Origin of the sequence: Pseudomonas fluorescens, from assembly GCF_902498195.1 — a bacterium.
In the GTDB taxonomy this organism is placed as follows: domain Bacteria; phylum Pseudomonadota; class Gammaproteobacteria; order Pseudomonadales; family Pseudomonadaceae; genus Aquipseudomonas; species Aquipseudomonas fluorescens_BU.
The window spans coordinates 840,549-857,997 of sequence record NZ_CABVIY010000003.1 but is presented as its reverse complement, the minus strand read 5'-3'; the positions used below and the strand labels follow the sequence as shown (position 1 = coordinate 857,997).

The window sequence follows — 17,449 nt, the reverse complement described above, 5'->3', positions numbered from 1 at the left end:
ACACTCGTTCAATCTCCAGTCTCGGCAGCGACGACGTTTTTGACACTCATGAAGGGAGGGCAAATCCATGGTGCAGGATGTTTCGTTCAACGTGCTCAACAATAACGGCGAGCCGGTGCAGGTCGGCGCCTGGCGCTTCGAGGGCAACGGTCCGGGGCCGAAGGTGCATTTGCAGGCCGGGGTGCACGCCGATGAAATCGCCGGGATGCTGGTCCTGCATCTGTTGATGCAACGTCTGCGAGTGGCCGAGGAGCAGGGCCGGCTCAAGGGCAGCGTGACCGTGGTGCCACAAGCCAATCCGCTGGGCATCGGCCAGTTTCGCGGGGGACGGATCCTCGGGCGCTATCACGAGGCGACCGGCCAGAACTTCAATCGCGGGTTCGACCGCTCGGCCGCAATGGAGCGGCCTTCGACCAATGTCCAGCAATGGCAGCAAAAACTGGTGCAACTGGCGGCGCCGGCGGACGTGATGCTCGACCTGCACACCGATGACGAAGCGCTGCCTTACCTCTACGTACACCGCAGTTTCTGGCCCCGTGGCCGGGACCTGGCGGCGGCGATGAAGATGGACGTGGCGATCATCTGGGACGATGGCGACGATGGCTCGTTCGAAGAAACCATTATTGCCCCGTGGATCCGCGACGGCGTCACCGGGCAGCGGATGGCCGCGACCCTGGAGTTGCGCGGGCAGGGCGACGTCAGTGATCGGTTTGCCGAACCGGACGCCGAGGGGCTGTACGCCTGGTTGTGCGGCTACGGGGTGATCGAGGATGCGGTCACGGCGCCTGACTGGCCCGTCGAGGCCGTGGACATGGGCCACATGGAAACCATCCTGGCGCCGCAACCCGGGGTGCTCATTTTCGAAAAAGAACTGGGGGATGTCGTCGAGCAGGGCCAGCGCTTTGCGCGGATCCTGCGGCGCCCGGGCGATCCGTCTACGGAAGTGGTGCTGTATGCCGAGCAAACGGGGCGCCTGGTCACGCGCTATCGCGATCGACTGATCTCCCAGGGCATGGGCGTGGCGAAGTTCACCGGCAGTCGCCTGTCGCGTCACTGGAGCGGAGGCTTGCTGGACCCGAACTGAGCCGGGCCCTAAAGAAATCACTGAGCGTGCTGAGGTATTTACCCGGACGGAGGGTGATCGCTCGAATACCGTGCCGTGTCCTGTTGCCCTAGGCTCAAGGATTTGAAGCTTAGGGTCGGAGTACGCCATGCGCTTGTTTGAGTTGATCACCTTCACCGTACGGGTTCGGACCGTCGCGCCAGCGCTTGCACGTATTGAAGCGGCATTGGCCGGGGCCGGGGTCGGCGGCACCCTGATGGGCTGCTGGGCCTCGGAGATCGGCCCGTTGAACCAGATCGCCGTGCTGCGCGGGTTCGCCGACGAAAGCGCGCGACAAGCGGAGCGCGAACGGTTCCTGCTGGAAGGCAAGGCGTTTGGCATCAACGAGTTCATCACCGATCTGCGGATCGAAAACTACAGCTTGTTTCCCTTCCTCGAACCCTTGAGCGCCGGCCAGCACGGACCGTATTACGAACTGCGGGTCTACGACCTGGTCAGTGCCGGTTTGCAGCCGACGCTCGATGGCTGGGCCAAGGCGATCGAGCCACGAACCGCCGAGCAGTATTCGCCGGTCTACGCGGCGTTTTATGCCACCGACGGCGCATTGCCGCGCTACTTGCACATCTGGCCGTGGACCACGCTGGAGCAACGCCTGCACGTGCGAACCCAGGCCGTGGCTGACGGCGTCTGGCCACCGGAGAATTCCGGCCCGCAATTGCGCGACATGGCGTCGACGATTTACCTGCCGGCGGTGTTTTCGCCGTTGCAATGAACAGGGCGCCAGCAACGCGAGGCGGCCTGATGGCAGGCAGGTAGCGCCTGCAAATTCAGCTCCACACAGGACGACAGCTATGCGACCGTCGGCGGCCCCACGTTGTATTCCTCGTCGGTGACCTTTTCCAGCCAGACCACGCTCACGCCATTCAGCGCTTCCTGAATGCCGATATGGGTCATGGCCGTGGTCGCGGCGGCGCCGTGCCAGTGCTTGTGGTCGGGAGGGCACCAGATGACATCGCCGGCACGGATTTCCACGATGGGTTCGCCTTCGCACTGCGTCCAGCCGCAGCCGGCGGTGACGATCAGCGTCTGGCCCAGCGGGTGGGTGTGCCAGGCGCTGCGCGCGCCGGGTTCAAAGGTCACGCTGACGACGGAAACCCGTGCCGGGTCAGGGGGAGCGTTAAGCGGGTCCATGCGTACGGTGCCGGTGAAATACGCTTCAGGGGCCTTAATGGAGGGCTGCGAGCCTACGCGCTTGAGGATCATGATCACTCCTGATAAATGAACAGGCAGCGGGCGTGCGAAGGGTTGATTCGGTGCCGCCTCAATGTGCGCCTGCCGCCCCCTCGGCGCAACCCGCCCGGCGCTATGCTTGACCGGACCGCCACGCAGTATTGCCCAAGAGAACAGCCACCCATGCAAGCCAACCGTTTCGGTGACATCGCCGCTTTTGTTTGTGCGGTCAAGACTGGCAGTTTCACCGCCGCGGCGGCTTCACTGGGCCTGACCCGATCAGCGGTGGGTAAATGCATCGTTCGCCTGGAAAGCCGCATGGGTTCACGGCTGCTCAATCGCACCACGCGCAAACTGAGCCTGACGGACGAGGGGCAGGTGGCGTATGAGCGCTGGCGGCAGATTCTCGAAGACCTCGATGAGGTCGAGGCGACCATGGCCATGCGCCGGGGGCGACCGACCGGTACTTTCAAACTCACCGCGCCACTGTCCTTCGGCCAGCGTCACATCCTGCCGATCCTGGATGCGTACCTGAAGCAGTGGCCAGACCTGCGCGCCGATGTCTGGTTTACCGACCGATTCGTTGATCTGGCCGAGGAGGGGGTCGACATCGCCATTCGCATCGGCGAGCCCAGGGACGACTCGCAATTGTTGACCCGCACCGTGGCCTGGCAACAGTTTGCGACCTGTACCTCGCCGTCTTACCTGGCCCGTCGCGGCGTACCTCAAACGCCCGCCGATCTGGCCGCTCACGACACCATCGCGTTCATCAGCGGCGAGCGGCAAGGGATCTGGCGCTACCAGACCCCTGACGGCCCGCACGTGTTCGAACAGGCCGGGCGACTGAACATCGACAGTTCCGAGGCCATGCGCGAGGCGGCGCTGGCAGGCATCGGCCTGATCCAGCTGCCGACCTACATCACCGGCAACGACCTGCGCGACGGAACGCTGGTGGAAGTGCTCAAACCCTACCGACCACCGCCGGACCCCATCCGGGTCGTCTACCCGAGCAAGCGTCACCTGTCCCCACGGGTACGTACGTTTATCGATCTGTTGGTCGAGCAGTGGGCGTCCGGGGTTCCCTGGGAAACCTGAGGTCATTGGGGAGTCAGTGGACCCATTAATGGTCATGAGCAGTGGTTTATCCACGGCATGGATTCAATAAAGATGGCAGTCATCGTCACTCACGGGACTGCCATCATGACCACTGCCACCCAGCATTCGCCACAACCCGCCAGCGCGCCGACTCCACACCCGGCCCTGGCGGGCCACCCGGGTTTCCAGCGCCTGTTCCAGCCCGAGTCGCTCACGATCGGGCTGATCCTGCCCCTGGAAACCCATGCCGGCCGCCCGGCCCCGACCATGCGCGATCACCTGGCAATGGCGCAACGCGCCGAGGCCCTGGGCTTTGGTGCGCTGTGGATGCGTGACATCCCTTTCTACGATCCGGGTTATGGCGATGTGGCGCAGATCTTCGAGCCCCTCGTCTACATCGGCTACCTGGCTGCCGCCACCCGCAGCATTGTGTTGGGCACCACCGGCATCGTGCTGCCGACCCGCGAGCCGATGTACCTGGCCAAGCAAGCCACGTCCCTGGATCAACTCAGCGAGGGCCGCCTGGTCCTGGGGCTGTCTTCGGGCGATCGGTTCAGTGATTACCCGATGCTGGGCATTGACTTCGAAACCCGGGGTGATCGCTACCGTGATGCCTATGCGGTGTTTCGCACCCTGATCGAGCAGAGTTTCCCGAGGTTCCAGTCCGAGCGTTTCGGCGGCTCGCCCGGCGCCCTGGACCTGGTGCCGAAAGCGCCGTACGGGCGCGTGCCCTCCATCGCCGTCGGCCAGGCGCAGCAGAGCATCGAATGGTTGGCGCAGCACCTGGATGGCTACCTGGCCGGCGTCCAGAGCCCGGAGCGCCTGGCCGCCCTGGGCGAGAGCTGGCACGGCAACGTGCGGCAGGCCGAGGACCGCAATGCCTTCAAACCGCTGGGGCTGGGCGGCTATCTGGACCTGAGCGATAACCCGGATCAGCCTTTCCAGCGGATTCAGGGCGGCTTCCGGGCCGGGCGCAACGGCCTGCGCAATTACCTTGAGCAGGCGCAGTCGGCGGGGGTGTCGCACATTGCCTTGAATCCCAAGGTCAGTCGCCAGCCCTATGGCGAAATCCTTGACGAACTGGGGGAGTACGTCTTGCCGGATTTTGCGTCGCATTCTTGAGGTTGGATTTGGATTTTTACGGGGGGCATATCCGTTGCTGCGGTAACGGCGGCTATTGGTTTCGCCCTTACGGCGAGTCACTTGGAAAAGCCTGTAGGAGCGAGCCTGCTCGCGATGGACGTCAACGATGACGCGGGGAACCTGACACCCCGTGGTGCTCTCAGGTTTTTCGCGAGCATGCTCGCTCCTACAGGGCCCGCCGCGCTGGGCCATCCCTGGCCCAGCGCGGCGGCCTGACAGCCGACCTGCTTTCCCGGATATACGCGATCCCCTGTAGGAGCGAGCCTGCTCGCGAAAAACGCCCAGACACCGCGCTCATTCAGACAGCCAGCGTTATCGTTGACCTCCATCGCGAGCAGGGCTCGCTCCTACAGGGGGTCGGGGCACCAGCCAAAGTCAGGTCGGCTTTAAGGCCGCCTCGCTTGGCTTTTGATTTTGATCTGGGCGCCCCGTTAAACCACGCTGGCCGAACGCAGGTATTGCTCCGTGGGTAAACCGGCAGGACGCCGGTTTAGCCGCGCTGGGCCAGGGATGGCCCATCGCGGCGACCCACGGAGCAATACCTTCGTTCGGGCATGCCGAGCCCTAGCGAGGCACCGAGTGGTGGGGCAAGAGCCTTTTGCTTCCTTTTGGGCTTTTCAAAAGGGAGTCGCCGTAAGGGCGAAACCATAAGCCGCCGTGACCGCAGCAATGGATATTCACCCCCTAACCAGCGACCCGCGAATACAGTCTGGCGCCTTAAAGAACGCGCTGCAAAACCGCAGCCGCTTCAGTCGTTTTGTTGTACCCAACGATACCCATGACAACATTCTTCAATGACTGCACAAGTTGCGTTTCAGCAGTCTCCAGGCAATACCACTGCGACTGCCCGAACAGCACGACAATCACCGCACGGGTAATTGGGCACTGATCATCACCCGGTTGGCTTTTCTCGCCGCGCAGGTCGCTGACAATGGCACTCAAAACAGCCGCGTAGCGGTTTTTCAGCTGGACGATCTGTACCCGCTGTTCTTCATTGAGACTGGCGAATTCACGGGTCATCAGGACCAGCCTGTCGCGTTCATTGAAGTGAAAGGTGACGAAGCTCTGGATAAACCGGTTCAGACGCTCGCCGGGGTTGCGCGCACCCTTGAGCCGGCGGGTGGTGTCCAGCAACAGGTCCGAGAGGGCGGACTCGATGAGTTCGAACAACAGCGACTGCTTGTTTTCGATGTGATGGTAGAGCGACCCGGCATGCAACCCCAGGCGGCTCGCCAGGTCACGCAAGCTGATCGCCTGGAAGCCGCGTGTGGCGAAGAGTTCGGCCGCCGCGTCGAGCAGACGGTCACGGGCGCTGTGTTCTGGCGGGGCGCTGGCAAGGGTCGCAGGCATAGGGGCTCCGTCAACGTTAACAGTGAGCACAGGGCGATGGCGCGCCGCGAGACTTATCCCGCATGGCGATAACCGGTTTTGCGCGCGTGGCGGGCGGTGCGTACCAGTAGCAGCGCCGCACAAATCACGGGCAGGTTCACCAGCAGCAGCGCATGGCGCAACGATTCCTGGCCAGACAGCGGCAGCAACAGGTCGCTGAACAGTCCGGTGATCAGTGGCCCGACGCCGACCCCGAGCAGGGTGCTGACGATGGTTTGCAGCGCCATGGCGCTGCCGCGTCGATCCGCTGGCACCAGCTGGGTGACGAGGTTGTAGGAAGGCGCAACCCACCACACGGCAAAGAACGAATAGAGCGCGCACCAGAGCATGGCGGTTGGAACCGGCACGTCGCCCAGGCGCACCAGCACGCTATCGGACCACAGCAGATAAGGGATCAACGCGGCGATGGCGCACAGGTGGCCGACCACGGGAATCGACACTTGCCAGTGCGGATGGCGCCGGCACAGGCGGTCACTGAACCAGCCACTGAGCAGGCCGCCGATACCGGCCGACGTCCCGCAGATGACGCCCACCAGCAGCCCGGCGTGTTGCAGGGGCAAACCGTGGGAGCGCACCAGGAAACTGGTGTTCCACATGGCGATGGCATAGGAACTGAGCGTGGCCAGCCCGCCCGCCAGGATCAGGCAACGGTACGCCGGCAGCGCCCAGAGCTTGCGGGCTTCGGCGCCCATGCCCAGCATCACCGGTGGCGTGTGCGTGTGGGGCACCAGGTCCCAGCGACCGCGCAACGGTTCGCGCACGACAAAGGCCAGGAGGGTGCAGAACACCAGCGCCGGCACGCCCAGGGCGATAAACGCGCTGCGCCAGCCGTAGTGCTCGACCACCCAGGCACCGATGCTCAAGCCGATGATCGAGGAAAACGTCGGTGCGGCGGTGAAACAACTGATGGCGAATGAACGTCGTTGCGGCGGATACAGGTCCGCGATCAATGACAGCGAGGCCGAGGTCGTCGGCGCTTCGCTGACGGCCACCAGCATCCGCGCAATGGCCAGCGCCAGGAAGCTGCCGGCCAGCCCGCACGCCATGGTCGCCACCGCCCAGAGCAGACAGGACAAGGCCAGCAGGCGGATGCGCGGCATGCGGTCCACCAGCCGGCCGGCGGGCAGGCCCATGAGCGCATAGACCGCCGCGAACGCCAGGCCCGAAATCAGCCCGATGGCGGTATCGCTGACGCCGAATTCGGCTTTGATCGGTTCAATCATCACCGCCAGTATTTGCCGGCCGACGAAATTGTCGGCAAACACCATGGCCAGCAGAAACAGCAGGCCGTGGCTGCGCCAGCCGACCGTGGCCGCTGGCAACTGGCCGGCGCGGGCGGTCATCGCGGTGCCCACAGGTCGGGCAAGCCGGGGTCACTCACGACAATCAGGCGCTTGAGCAACACCTTCAAGGCTTGTGCGTCGGCGGCGCCGAGCTTGGCCGAGACATCTTCTTCCACGGCCTTGGCCAGTGCCAGTTGATGCACGGACACCTCGCGGCCCTGGGCCGTGAGCACAAAACGCAGCGACTCGGCCGGGCCCTCGAAGGCCACCAGGCGCTGGCGTTCTAGAAAACGCATGCTGGACAGGGTAACGACGCGGCCGGTGTAGTTGACGAAGGTATTGATTTCCTCAAGGGTCAGGTTGTCGCGGATACACAGGATCGACAGGACAAAAAAGGTCTGCTCGTCCAGCTGCTGATGGTTCAGCATCTGCCGCAGAGAATTGAGCACCTGGTAATGCCCGCGCCCCAGCAGGTAGCCGAGCAAGTCCTCGGTGTAGCTGCACTCGGGTGGCGGCGGTGTGGTGGCCAGCCGCAGCTCGCTGCGTGGCTTGCGCGTGGCCAGGGCGTATTGGCCGCTCTGGAAGGCCAGCGGCGCGCGGTCGCTGTGGTCGAAGGCGAGCACTTCGCCGACGAAGATCACATGGTCGCCCCCTTCATACTGGAACGCCGTGCGGCACTGGAAACGGGCGGTGCAATCCTGCAGCAGGGGGGCTTCGCTGACGCCGTTGTCGAGTTCGATCTCGGCGAACTTGTCCTCGCCCTGGGTGGCGAATCGTCCCGACAGGGTTTCCTGTTCCGTGGACAGCACGTGCACGTTCCAGTGCTTGCCGCTGCTGAACACCGGCAGGCTGCGGGCTTGCTTGGACAGGCTCCAGAGCACCAGCGGCGGGTTGAGCGACACCGAGTTGAAACTGTTGGCGGTGATGCCCACCGGGGAGCCGTCTTCGCTCTGGGTGGTGATGATCGTGACCCCGGTGGTGAAGGTGCCGAGCGCGGCACGGAAGGCCTGGGGATCGAAGCTGATGTTCTGCATTGCCATGACTGGCCTCATGGAGTGGAGGATTTCGTAGGCTCAGTATTGGGCGTTTGCAAGGGCTGAACATCGTCTCAACGGACTAACACTAATGCAGGGCCTCGTCCGATTGGACGAGGCGGCGCAGGCGGCCGCGAGGCTAGGGTGGTGCCAGGCGCATCGGGCGCTCAACGGCCATCGAGCCAACCTGCAAGGGGATAACAATGAGTTCAGCCATGTCTTGTGACCAGGACCTTTCCAGCCTGCTGATGCGACAGAAAAACGCCTTCAACGGCGCCGGCAGTGTCAGCGCCGACACCCGTCGCCAGCGACTCCAGCAAGTGATCGACCTGCTGGTCAATCACCATGAGGCGCTGACCACGGCCATCGATGAGGATTTTGGCGGGCGGCCCGCCGGTTTTTCCCTGATGAACGACGTGCTGGGCGCGCTGGCATCGCTCAAACATGCCCGCGACCATGTGCAGGCGTGGATGCAGGACGAGCCACGACCGATGATCAGCCCCTACGATCAACTGGGCGCCACGGCCTGGGTGATGCACCAGCCCAAGGGCACGGTGGGTATCCTCGGCACCTGGAATGCGCCGTTGTACACCTTGTTCAGCCCGCTGGCCTCGGCCCTGGCGGCCGGTAACCGGGCCATCCTCAAACCCTCGGAAGTCGTACCGCGTACCGCCGCACTGGTGGCGCGGCTGTGCGCCGAACACCTCGACCCGCTGGTGGTGGCGGTGGTCAACGGTGGCCCCGAGCTGGGCGAGGCTTTCAGTCGCCAGCCTTTCGACCACCTGGTGTTCACCGGCAGCACGGCGATTGGCCGGCGGGTGATGGCCAACGCCGCGCAACACCTGGTGCCGGTGACCCTGGAACTGGGCGGCAAGTCGCCGGTGATCGTTTCGAGCACCGCCGACCTGAACAAGGCCGCGTTCAACATCGCGGCGGGCAAAGCCTGCAATGGCGGGCAGATTTGCATCAACCCGGACCTGGTGTACGTGCCCAAGGCTTCGCTCGAAGCGTTCCTCGATGCCTTGCGCACCGCCTATCACGACCTCAACCCGACCGTGGCCGGCAATCCGGATGTGGTAGCGGTGGTCAATGCGCGTCACCTGGAGCGGGTCGAGGGCCTGGTCCGGGACGCCGAGTCGCGCGGTGCGCGTATCGAGTGCCTGCCCGAGCCACTGGCCCTGGATGCCCTGGACCGTCGCCGTCCGCTGCGGGTGGTGGTGGACCCGGCCCCGGACAGCCAGATCCTGCACGAGGAAATCTTCGGCCCGGCCATGGTCGTGCTGACCTATGAACACCTCGATCAGGTGATCGCCCAGATCAACGGCCGGCCACGGCCGCTGGCGCTGTACTACTTCGGCGAGGACCCGCAGGAACAACGTCACGTGCTGGAACACACCCTGTCCGGCGGCGTCACGATCAACGACGTGATGATGCACGCCGCCTTGCACGATGCGCCGTTCGGGGGCGTCGGCGCCTCGGGCATGGGGCATTACCATGGCCGCGAGGGCTTTCTCGAATTCAGTCACCAGCGCACCGTCTTCAAGGCTTCGGCCCACGACCCGCGCCGTGAATGGGGCCTGTTGCCGCCTTACGGCGAGCACTACCTGGCGGCCATGCTGGCCGGGGTCACTTCCGACTGATACCGGCGCGGGGTGCCTGGCGCACCCCGAACGCTGCACGAGACAGGCCATTGATCATGTTCAAGGCAATTACCATCGCCCAGCGCCTGTGGCTCTGGGCGCTGCTGGCTACGTTGCTGTTTGTCCTGGCGGTAGGCCTCGGCGCCTATGGATTGCAACAGGCCCGCGACAGCCTGCGGGCCATCAACGAGGACAACCTGGCGACCTTGTTGATCTTCGGCGACATTGCGCACCGGCTCGATGAAAGCCGGCGCCAGGTCCTGCTGGCGATTCAACAGGACCCGGACGGTCCGCTGGTGGCGGCATTCGACCGCCCGGTGGAAACCACCCTGAGCGCCATCGAAAACAACGACCGGGCGCTGGTCGAATCCTGGGCGCGTTATCGCCAACGCACCTTGAGCGGTGAAGAACTGCAGGCGGCCGAGGCGTTCGAACAGCACCATCAGGCATGGCGCGACGAGCTGGACATCCTCCTGGAATCCTTGCGTGCCGGCGATTTTCGCCTGCCGGGCATTCTGTCCTTCCTGCGCATGGCCGAGCCCGAGGGCAACGCCGCCGTGGCCGAACTGGGCACGTTGCAGGCGTTGCAGAAGGCCGACGCCGCGCAAGACTACGAGGCGGCGCAGCAGCGTTATCGTTCGACATTATGGGCCTACCTCGCCTTGGCGCTGGTGGGTGGCCTGGCGGGCAGCCTCACCGCGTTTTCCACCCTGCGCCGGCTCAAGCGCGCCTTTGCCCAGGCCGGCGCCAGTGTGCGAGCGATTGCCAGTGGCAATCTGTTGCAACCGATCGAGATCAAGGGCAGCGACGAGTTCGCGCTGATGCTGCGCGACATTGCGCTGATGCGCGACAGCCTGCACGGGTTGATTTCGCAGATGCGCGAACTGGTGCAACGGGTCAGTCGCGAAGCCGCGCACATGGCCGAATCGGCGGAGCTGGCATCCACTGCGACCCAGCACCAGGCCGATGCGGTGCGGGGGATTTCCCGGGCGGTCGAGGACTTGTCGGGGTCGATCAGCGAAGTGGAAAACCATGTCGGCGTGTCCCGCGACATCACCCAGCATTCGGCGGGGCGCTCGGGTAAGAGCGAGGGGTTCATCCGCGACATGGCCCAGGAGATGAACCGCATCAGCGATGTGATCAGCGACACGGCCGTGCATATTCGCGAGCTGGAAGGTTTTTCCGCCGAGATCAGCCAGGTGCTCAACGTGATTCGCAGCATTGCCGAGCAAACCAATTTGCTGGCGCTGAACGCCGCCATCGAGGCTGCGCGGGCCGGCGAGGCGGGGCGCGGCTTTGCCGTGGTCGCCGACGAGGTGCGCCTGCTGGCGCAACGCACGGCCAGCTCCATTGGCGAAATCGACCTGACCGTACAACGGATACAGGAAGGCACGCTGGCGGTGGTCGACGGCATCGGCCGGGTGGTCAGCCGGGTGCGTGCCGGCGTCGACCTGGCCCACGAGGCCGGGGATTCGGTGGCGCAGATTCGCAGTGGCACCGATGATGTGATCCGCAGCGTCGACACCATCGCCACGGTGATCACTGAGCAGGTGCGTGTCACCCGGGAAATGGTCACCCGGGTCGAGAGCGTCTCCAGCGGCACCGGTGCGCTGTCGGCCAACGCCGGACGCAGCGCGGTGGCCGCCTCGGACCTGGAGCAACTGGCGCGGGCACTGGATCAATTGTCGGCACGCTTTCATGTCGCCTAGATAACACGATCCCTGTAGGAGCGAGCCTGCTCGCGAAAAACGTCCAGACAACGCGTTCATCCAGACACCCCGCGTTATCGTTGACGTCCATCGCGAGCAAGCTCGCGCCTACAGGGTGCAGGACCTGAATACACTAATAACCCACAACCAGGGCGCATTCACCATCATGGATAAACAAGAACACGCACCACTCAATCCCCCGACCACCGATGGCTGGCCACGTCGCAGCGTGCTCAAGGCCGGGGCCGTGGCGCTCGGCGCCGGACTCCTGGGGCGCTTTGCCGACGCCCGCGCGGCGGGGCTTTCGGCCAGCGACTACCAGGCCATGGATGCCTGGGCCATGAGCCAGGCGATCCGCAGCGGCGAACTGAGTGCCGAGGACCTGCTGGCGGCGACACTGGCCCGCTACAACGAGGTCAATCCCCGGGTCAATGCGGTGAACATGCTGCATGAAGCCTACGCCCGCAGTTTGCTGGCCCAGCGCCGCGCGGACGGCACCCAGAACCAGGGGGCCCTGGCCGGCGTGCCGCTGTTGGTCAAGGACCTCAACACCTCGCTGCAAGGCACGATCACCAGCAACGGCTGCCGGTTCTTCAAGGACGCGCCGCCCGCCACTCGCACCAGCACCCTGATCGCCCGCTATCAACAGGCCGGCGCGGTGCCGTTCGGCAAGTCCACGTGCCCCGAGTTCGGCCTGACCACCACCACCGAATCCCTGGCCTGGGGCCAGACCCGTAACCCGTGGAACCTGGCCATGAGCGCGGGTGGTTCGTCCGGCGGTGCGGCAGCGGCGGTGGCGGCGGGCATTGTGCCCGTGGCCCATGCCACCGATGGCGGCGGTTCGATCCGCATCCCGGCATCGTATTGCGGCCTGGTCGGGCTCAAGCCCAGCCGTTACCGCACCCCCAGCGGGCCGGCGCATTTCGAAGGCTGGTTCGGGGCCAGCGTGGCCAACGTGGTCTCACGCACGGTGCGCGATACCGCGTTGTTCCTCGATGCCGGGCAAGGCCATGAAAGCGGCAGTGCCTATTGGTGCCCGCCGCTGGCCAGGCCCTATGTGGAAGAACTGCAGCGCGAACCGGGCAAATTGCGCGTCGCCGTGGTCCGTCAGTCGCTGACCGGTGCGCCGCTGGAGCCGGCCATTGCCGCGACCCTGGAGCAGACCATCAAGCAACTGTCGGCCCTGGGACATGAACTGGACGAGTTGACGCTCAACGTCGATCCGCGCCAGTTGTTCGGCGCCCATGGCATGGTGATCGGCACGGCGCTGCGTACCCTGATCGACGACCGCCAACAGGTGCTCGGGCGGGCGGCGACGGCGCAGGACCTGGAGAAGATCACGCTCGTCAACCTGGAACGTTCGAAGGGCACCCGTGGCGAAGACCTGTACCGCGCCCGCCAGTCGTTCGAGACCATCGGCGCGACCATGGAACAGCAGTTCGAACGCTACGACGTGATCCTCTCGCCGGTCACCGGCAGCCTGACCCCGAAACTGGGCCTGTTGTCCCTTGACCAGCCCTGGGACAGCTACGCCCACAACGCCATGGGCAGCGCCGGCTTCACGGTGCTGGCCAACGTCAGCGGCCAACCGGCCATCTCGCTGCCACTGGGCCAGAGCGACGACGGTTTGCCGGTGGGCATGATGTTCACGGCGCGCCTGGGGGGAGAGGATGTGTTGCTGCGCCTGGCCAGCCAGTTGGAGCAAGCCCGGCCTTGGGCTGCCCGGCGTGCGGTGTTGTAACGGCGGATCAATAGCCAAAGTAAAGCGAGCCGGCCTGATAGCCGACCTGCTTCCCGGATGTACGCGTTCCCCTGTAGGAGCGAGCCTGCTCGCGATGAACGCCCAGAAACCGCGATCATCCAGAAAGCCCGCGTTATCGTTAACGTCCTTCGCGAGCAGGGCTCGCTCCTACAGGGGATCGCCTGGGCGCCCCCTTTAAACCACATTGCGCAGTGGCTAACCCGGCAGGACGCCGGTTTAGCCGCGCTGGGCCAGGGAGCCAGTCCCCTAGTCCACTTTGACGATGAACCCACCCCCCCGCAGCCCCGATCATGAACTGCACTCCGCCAGCGCACCCCGCTGCGTCGTCGGCGGTTTCTTTCTGACCTCAGCTAATGGCATAACAACAATGACGGCTCAAGTTCAGTCCCAGACCCAATACGACGTGATCGTCGTCGGTTCAGGCGCAGGTGCGATGACCTCGGCGGTGTTCCTCGCCGACCAGGGTTTCAGCGTGCTGGTCGTGGAGAAAAGCAACCAGTACGGCGGCACCTCGGCGATTTCCGGGGGCGGTATCTGGATTCCCAACAACCACTATTTTGCACGCATGAACGGCAACGACAGCTACGCCACGGCGCTGGCCTACTTACAGGCGGCGGCGGGCGAGCATGTCGAGGAAGTACGCTTGCGGGCTTACCTGGACAACGCGCCGAAGATGATCGAACAGCTAACCCGCATCAGCCGGGTGCGCTACGCGGTGGCCGCCAAATACCCCGATTACTATCCGCACCTGCCGGGTGCCCTGGCGGGCGGGCGCACGCTTGACCCCGAGCTGTTCGACACCAGCCTGCTGGGCGATGAGCTGGCGAACCTGCGCAAACCCTCGCCCTCGACCCTGCTGATGGGGCGCATCGCCTGGACCGCCCGCGATGCGCACAAGGCCATGGCCCGCAGCTTTGGCTGGCGCCTGCTGATCATGAAACTGATGCTGCGCTACAAGCTCGACTTCAAATGGCGACGCAAAAGCAAGATGGATCGCCGCGCATCCCTGGGCAGTTCGCTGGTGGCGTCCTTGCGCCGCTCACTGATGGATCGCGACGTGCCGCTGTGGCTCAACACCGATTTTCGCGGCCTGCTCAGCGACAACGGGCGAGTCAGTGGAGTCACTGTGTTCAAAGACGGCGCCGGGCTGAACCTGCACGCCCGCCACGGGGTGATCCTGGCCTCGGGCGGCTTCGAGCAGAACCAGACCCTGCGCGACCAGTACCTGCCCAAGCCAACCCGCCAGGCCTGGAGCGCGACACCACCGGGCAACAACACCGGCGCTGCGCTGGAAGCCGGCATGGCTCAGGGCGCGGCCACCGCGTTGATGGATTGGGCCTGGTGGGCACCGACCATTGCCGTGCCGGGGGAGGACAAGCCCCGGGGCATCTTCGCCGAACGGGCCTTCCCCGGCGCCATCGTGGTCAACGGCCAGGGTGAGCGCTTTGTCAACGAAGCGGCACCGTACCTGGAATTCGTCGATGCCATGCACCAGGACAACCAGAAAACCGGCGGCAGGTCGGTGCCGGCCTGGGTGATCTTCGATGCCCATTTCCGCTTCAACTACGCCATGGGGCCGTTGATGCCGGGCCAGGTCATGCCCGACAGCCGCCTGCGCAGGGAATGGCTCAACACGATGTACTGGAAGGCCGACACCCTGGCGGGCCTTGCCAAGCAGATCGGCGTCGACAGCACCGGCCTGGAAGCCACCGTGACCAAGGTCAACGCCTATGCAGGCAGCGGGGTGGACCTGGACTTCGGACGCGGCGGCAATGTCTTCGACCGCTATTACGGCGACAGCAACGTCAAGCCCAACCCGTGCCTGGCACCCCTGCGCAAAGGCCCGTACTACGCCATGCGCCTGGACGCCGGCGACATCGGCACCAAGGGCGGCCTGCTGACCAACGAACATGCGCAAGTGGTGCGCGACGACGGCACGGCCATCGCCGGGTTGTACGCCATCGGCAACTGCTCGGCGTCGGTGATGGGCACCAGTTATCCGGGCGCCGGCGGCACCCTGGGACCGGCGATGACCTTCGGCTACGTCGCCGCCAACCACCTGGTCAGCCAGCGTTAGGAGCAATCATGGCAATGTCCGGTAACAGCCTGCCGCCGCGCTCGCACGTGGCGGGCAGCCATTTCAATCGCCCCACGCACGGGAGATGACCTGATGACGCATGACAACAACGGACGGGTTCACGGCAAGGTCGCGCTGGTGACGGGCGGCGCCAGGGGCATCGGCGCCGCGAGCGCACGGCTGCTGGCGGCCGAAGGCGCGCAGGTGCTGATCAGCGACCTGGACGTCGAGACGGGCCAGGCCCTGGCTGCGCAAATCGGCGCGACGGCGGCCTTCATCCGCCACGACGTCAGTGCAGAAGACCAGTGGCGCCAGGTCATCGACCATGTGCGCGAGCACTATGGCCGCCTGGACATCCTGGTCAACAACGCCGGCATTCTGCTGTGCGGTTCGATCGAAGAAACCAGTCTGGCGGACTGGCACAAGTTGATGCGGGTGAATGCCGACAGCGTGTTCCTGGGCTGTCGCGAAGGCATCGCGCTGATGAAGGACAGCGGTGGCTCGATCATCAACCTGTCGTCCGTCGCGGCCCTGGCCGGGCGTGACGATTACCTGGCCTACAGCGCCTCAAAGGGCGCGGTGGCGGCACTGTCGCGTTCGGTGGCGGTGTTGTGCCGGCGTCGCAAATACCGCATCCGCTGCAACACCCTGCACCCCGACGGCGTACTCACCGACATGACCCGAGGCGGCGTCCCCCAGGGGGTCGACCCGGACCGACTGACCATCGACAGCGATCCAATGAACCGCATGTGCCGGCCCGAAGACGTCGCCGCCAGCGTACTGTTCCTGGCCAGCGACGAGTCCCGGGCGATCAATGGTGTCGAGTTGCGCGTCGACAGCGGGCAGATGCTGATGAGTATTTGAAGGATTGGCAGGAGGCCCTCAAACCCTTGTGGGAGCGGGCTTGCTCGCGAAGGCGGTGTGTCAGTCAATACAGGCGTCAACTGACACACCGCCTTCGCGAGCAAGCCCGCTCCCACAATGGATCTACACCCGGCCCAACGGGGTCACCCGGGCACCACCTCATCCACCACCAACCGCTCACGCACCCGCGCACCCCGTTGCAACTGACTGGCCACCAGGGTGTTCTTCAACAGATAGGCAATGGTCATCGGCCCGACACCGCCGGGCACCGGCGTGATCGCGCTGGCCACGGTGCGGGCACTGGCGTAATCGACATCGCCGACCAGTCGATGGCCCGTTTCAGTGGCAATGCGATTGATGCCGACGTCGATCACCACCGCGCCCGGTTTGAGCCAGGACGCGTCAATCAGACCGGGGCGCCCGACGGCTGCGACGACGATGTCCGCCAGCCTGCACAGCGCTGGCGCATCGACGCTGCGCGAGTGCACCACGCTGACCGAGCAGTGGGCCTGTAACAGCAAGGTCGCCATGGGTTTGCCGACGATGTTCGAGCGACCGATGACCACCGCGTGCAGGCCACTCAAGTCACCGCAGGTTTCCTGGAGCAGACGCATGCAGCCACTGGGCGTGCAGGGCGTCAGGACTTCGATGCCTTGCACCAGCCCACCGACGTTTTCCCGGTGAAAACCGTCCACGTCCTTGATCGGGTCGATGGCATGGATGACCGCCGCCTCATCGATATGCGCCGGCAAGGGCAGTTGCACCAGGATGCCGTTCACCGCCACGTCAGCGTTGAGTTGCGCGATCAGTGCCAGCACTTCGTCCTGGCTGGCAGTGGCCGTCAACCGATATTCCAGGGAGCGGATGCCGACTTCCTGGGCCCGCAACAGTTTGTTGCGCACATACACTTCGCTGGCCGGGTCTTCGCCGACCAGCAGCACGGCCAGGGCAGGGTGGATCTGCTGACGTGCCAGAACCCGGACCTCGTCTCGAACCTCGTCGAGCACCTGGGCGGCGATTGCTTTGCCATCGATATCGCGGGCAAGTACAGGGGGCGTGCTGATCAAAAGAGTCACCGTTGACTGGATTGAAGGGGGGCGAAGCGATCATCGAGGCGCGGCGGCGCCCCGATGTTCCATCACTGACCGGCGGGCAAGGGC

Annotated in this window: 14 protein-coding genes; 9 read left to right on the top strand and 5 right to left on the bottom strand. The window is 64.8% G+C overall.

The window, feature by feature from the left end:
* Positions 1–67: 67 nt before the first annotated feature.
* Both F8N66_RS14850 and F8N66_RS14845 read left to right on the top strand, forming a co-directional pair.
* A complete protein-coding gene (locus F8N66_RS14850) occupies positions 68–1,084 on the top strand; it encodes a succinylglutamate desuccinylase/aspartoacylase family protein (protein ID WP_150770873.1) in 1,017 nt (338 codons plus the stop codon).
* Positions 1,085–1,211: 127 nt separating this feature from the next.
* The gene (locus F8N66_RS14845) at positions 1,212–1,835 is read left to right on the top strand and encodes an NIPSNAP family protein (RefSeq protein ID WP_150770872.1); all 624 of its coding nucleotides are present in this window, start codon (positions 1,212–1,214) and stop codon (positions 1,833–1,835) included.
* A gap of 77 nt (positions 1,836–1,912) precedes the next feature.
* On the opposite strand, the gene F8N66_RS14840 is transcribed toward F8N66_RS14845, so the two are convergent.
* Entirely contained in the window at positions 1,913–2,326 is a 414-nt protein-coding gene (locus tag F8N66_RS14840) for a cupin domain-containing protein (protein ID WP_150770871.1), read from the bottom strand.
* A 150-nt stretch (positions 2,327–2,476) separates the two neighbouring features.
* On the opposite strand from F8N66_RS14840, the gene F8N66_RS14835 reads away from it, so the two are divergent.
* Entirely contained in the window at positions 2,477–3,388 is a 912-nt protein-coding gene (locus F8N66_RS14835; RefSeq protein ID WP_150770870.1) for a LysR family transcriptional regulator, read from the top strand.
* A 105-nt stretch (positions 3,389–3,493) separates the two neighbouring features.
* The gene (locus tag F8N66_RS14830) at positions 3,494–4,510 is read left to right on the top strand and encodes an LLM class oxidoreductase (protein WP_150770869.1); all 1,017 of its coding nucleotides are present in this window, start codon (positions 3,494–3,496) and stop codon (positions 4,508–4,510) included.
* A 738-nt stretch (positions 4,511–5,248) separates the two neighbouring features.
* Here the strand turns inward: F8N66_RS14830 and F8N66_RS14820 are convergent.
* From F8N66_RS14820 to F8N66_RS14810, 3 genes are read right to left on the bottom strand one after another with little or no spacing between them, the layout of a single operon-like run.
* Positions 5,249–5,881, bottom strand: coding sequence for a TetR/AcrR family transcriptional regulator (locus F8N66_RS14820; protein WP_150770868.1), 633 nt, complete (start codon positions 5,879–5,881; stop codon positions 5,249–5,251).
* A gap of 53 nt (positions 5,882–5,934) precedes the next feature.
* On the bottom strand, positions 5,935–7,263 hold the full coding sequence (locus tag F8N66_RS14815; RefSeq protein WP_150770867.1) for a spinster family MFS transporter: 1,329 nt from the start codon (positions 7,261–7,263) through the stop codon (positions 5,935–5,937).
* Positions 7,260–8,243 carry a flavin reductase family protein gene (locus F8N66_RS14810; protein WP_150770866.1) on the bottom strand — a complete coding sequence of 328 codons (984 nt, stop codon included), beginning with the start codon at positions 8,241–8,243 and terminating at the stop codon, positions 7,260–7,262. Before F8N66_RS14810 ends, F8N66_RS14815 begins: the two co-directional genes overlap by 4 nt.
* 170 nt (positions 8,244–8,413) lie before the next feature.
* On the opposite strand from F8N66_RS14810, the gene F8N66_RS14805 reads away from it, so the two are divergent.
* The 5 genes from F8N66_RS14805 to F8N66_RS14785 all read left to right on the top strand — a co-directional run bounded on the left by F8N66_RS14805 (position 8,414) and on the right by F8N66_RS14785 (position 16,289).
* Positions 8,414–9,877 (top strand): coniferyl aldehyde dehydrogenase, encoded by a 1,464-nt coding sequence (locus F8N66_RS14805; protein WP_224790482.1) that lies wholly within the window; start codon positions 8,414–8,416, stop codon positions 9,875–9,877.
* 56 nt (positions 9,878–9,933) lie between these two features.
* On the top strand, positions 9,934–11,586 hold the full coding sequence (locus F8N66_RS14800) for a methyl-accepting chemotaxis protein (RefSeq protein WP_150770864.1): 1,653 nt from the start codon (positions 9,934–9,936) through the stop codon (positions 11,584–11,586).
* 166 nt (positions 11,587–11,752) lie between these two features.
* Positions 11,753–13,327 (top strand): amidase, encoded by a 1,575-nt coding sequence (locus F8N66_RS14795; RefSeq protein ID WP_150770863.1) that lies wholly within the window; start codon positions 11,753–11,755, stop codon positions 13,325–13,327.
* Positions 13,328–13,715: 388 nt separating this feature from the next.
* On the top strand, positions 13,716–15,425 hold the full coding sequence (locus F8N66_RS14790; protein WP_150770862.1) for an FAD-dependent oxidoreductase: 1,710 nt from the start codon (positions 13,716–13,718) through the stop codon (positions 15,423–15,425).
* Positions 15,426–15,518: 93 nt separating this feature from the next.
* The gene (locus F8N66_RS14785) at positions 15,519–16,289 is read left to right on the top strand and encodes an SDR family oxidoreductase (protein WP_150770861.1); all 771 of its coding nucleotides are present in this window, start codon (positions 15,519–15,521) and stop codon (positions 16,287–16,289) included.
* A 143-nt stretch (positions 16,290–16,432) separates the two neighbouring features.
* Here the strand turns inward: F8N66_RS14785 and F8N66_RS14775 are convergent, their stop codons facing one another.
* A complete protein-coding gene (locus F8N66_RS14775) occupies positions 16,433–17,356 on the bottom strand; it encodes a bifunctional 5,10-methylenetetrahydrofolate dehydrogenase/5,10-methenyltetrahydrofolate cyclohydrolase (protein WP_150770860.1) in 924 nt (307 codons plus the stop codon).
* Positions 17,357–17,449 lie beyond the last annotated feature (93 nt).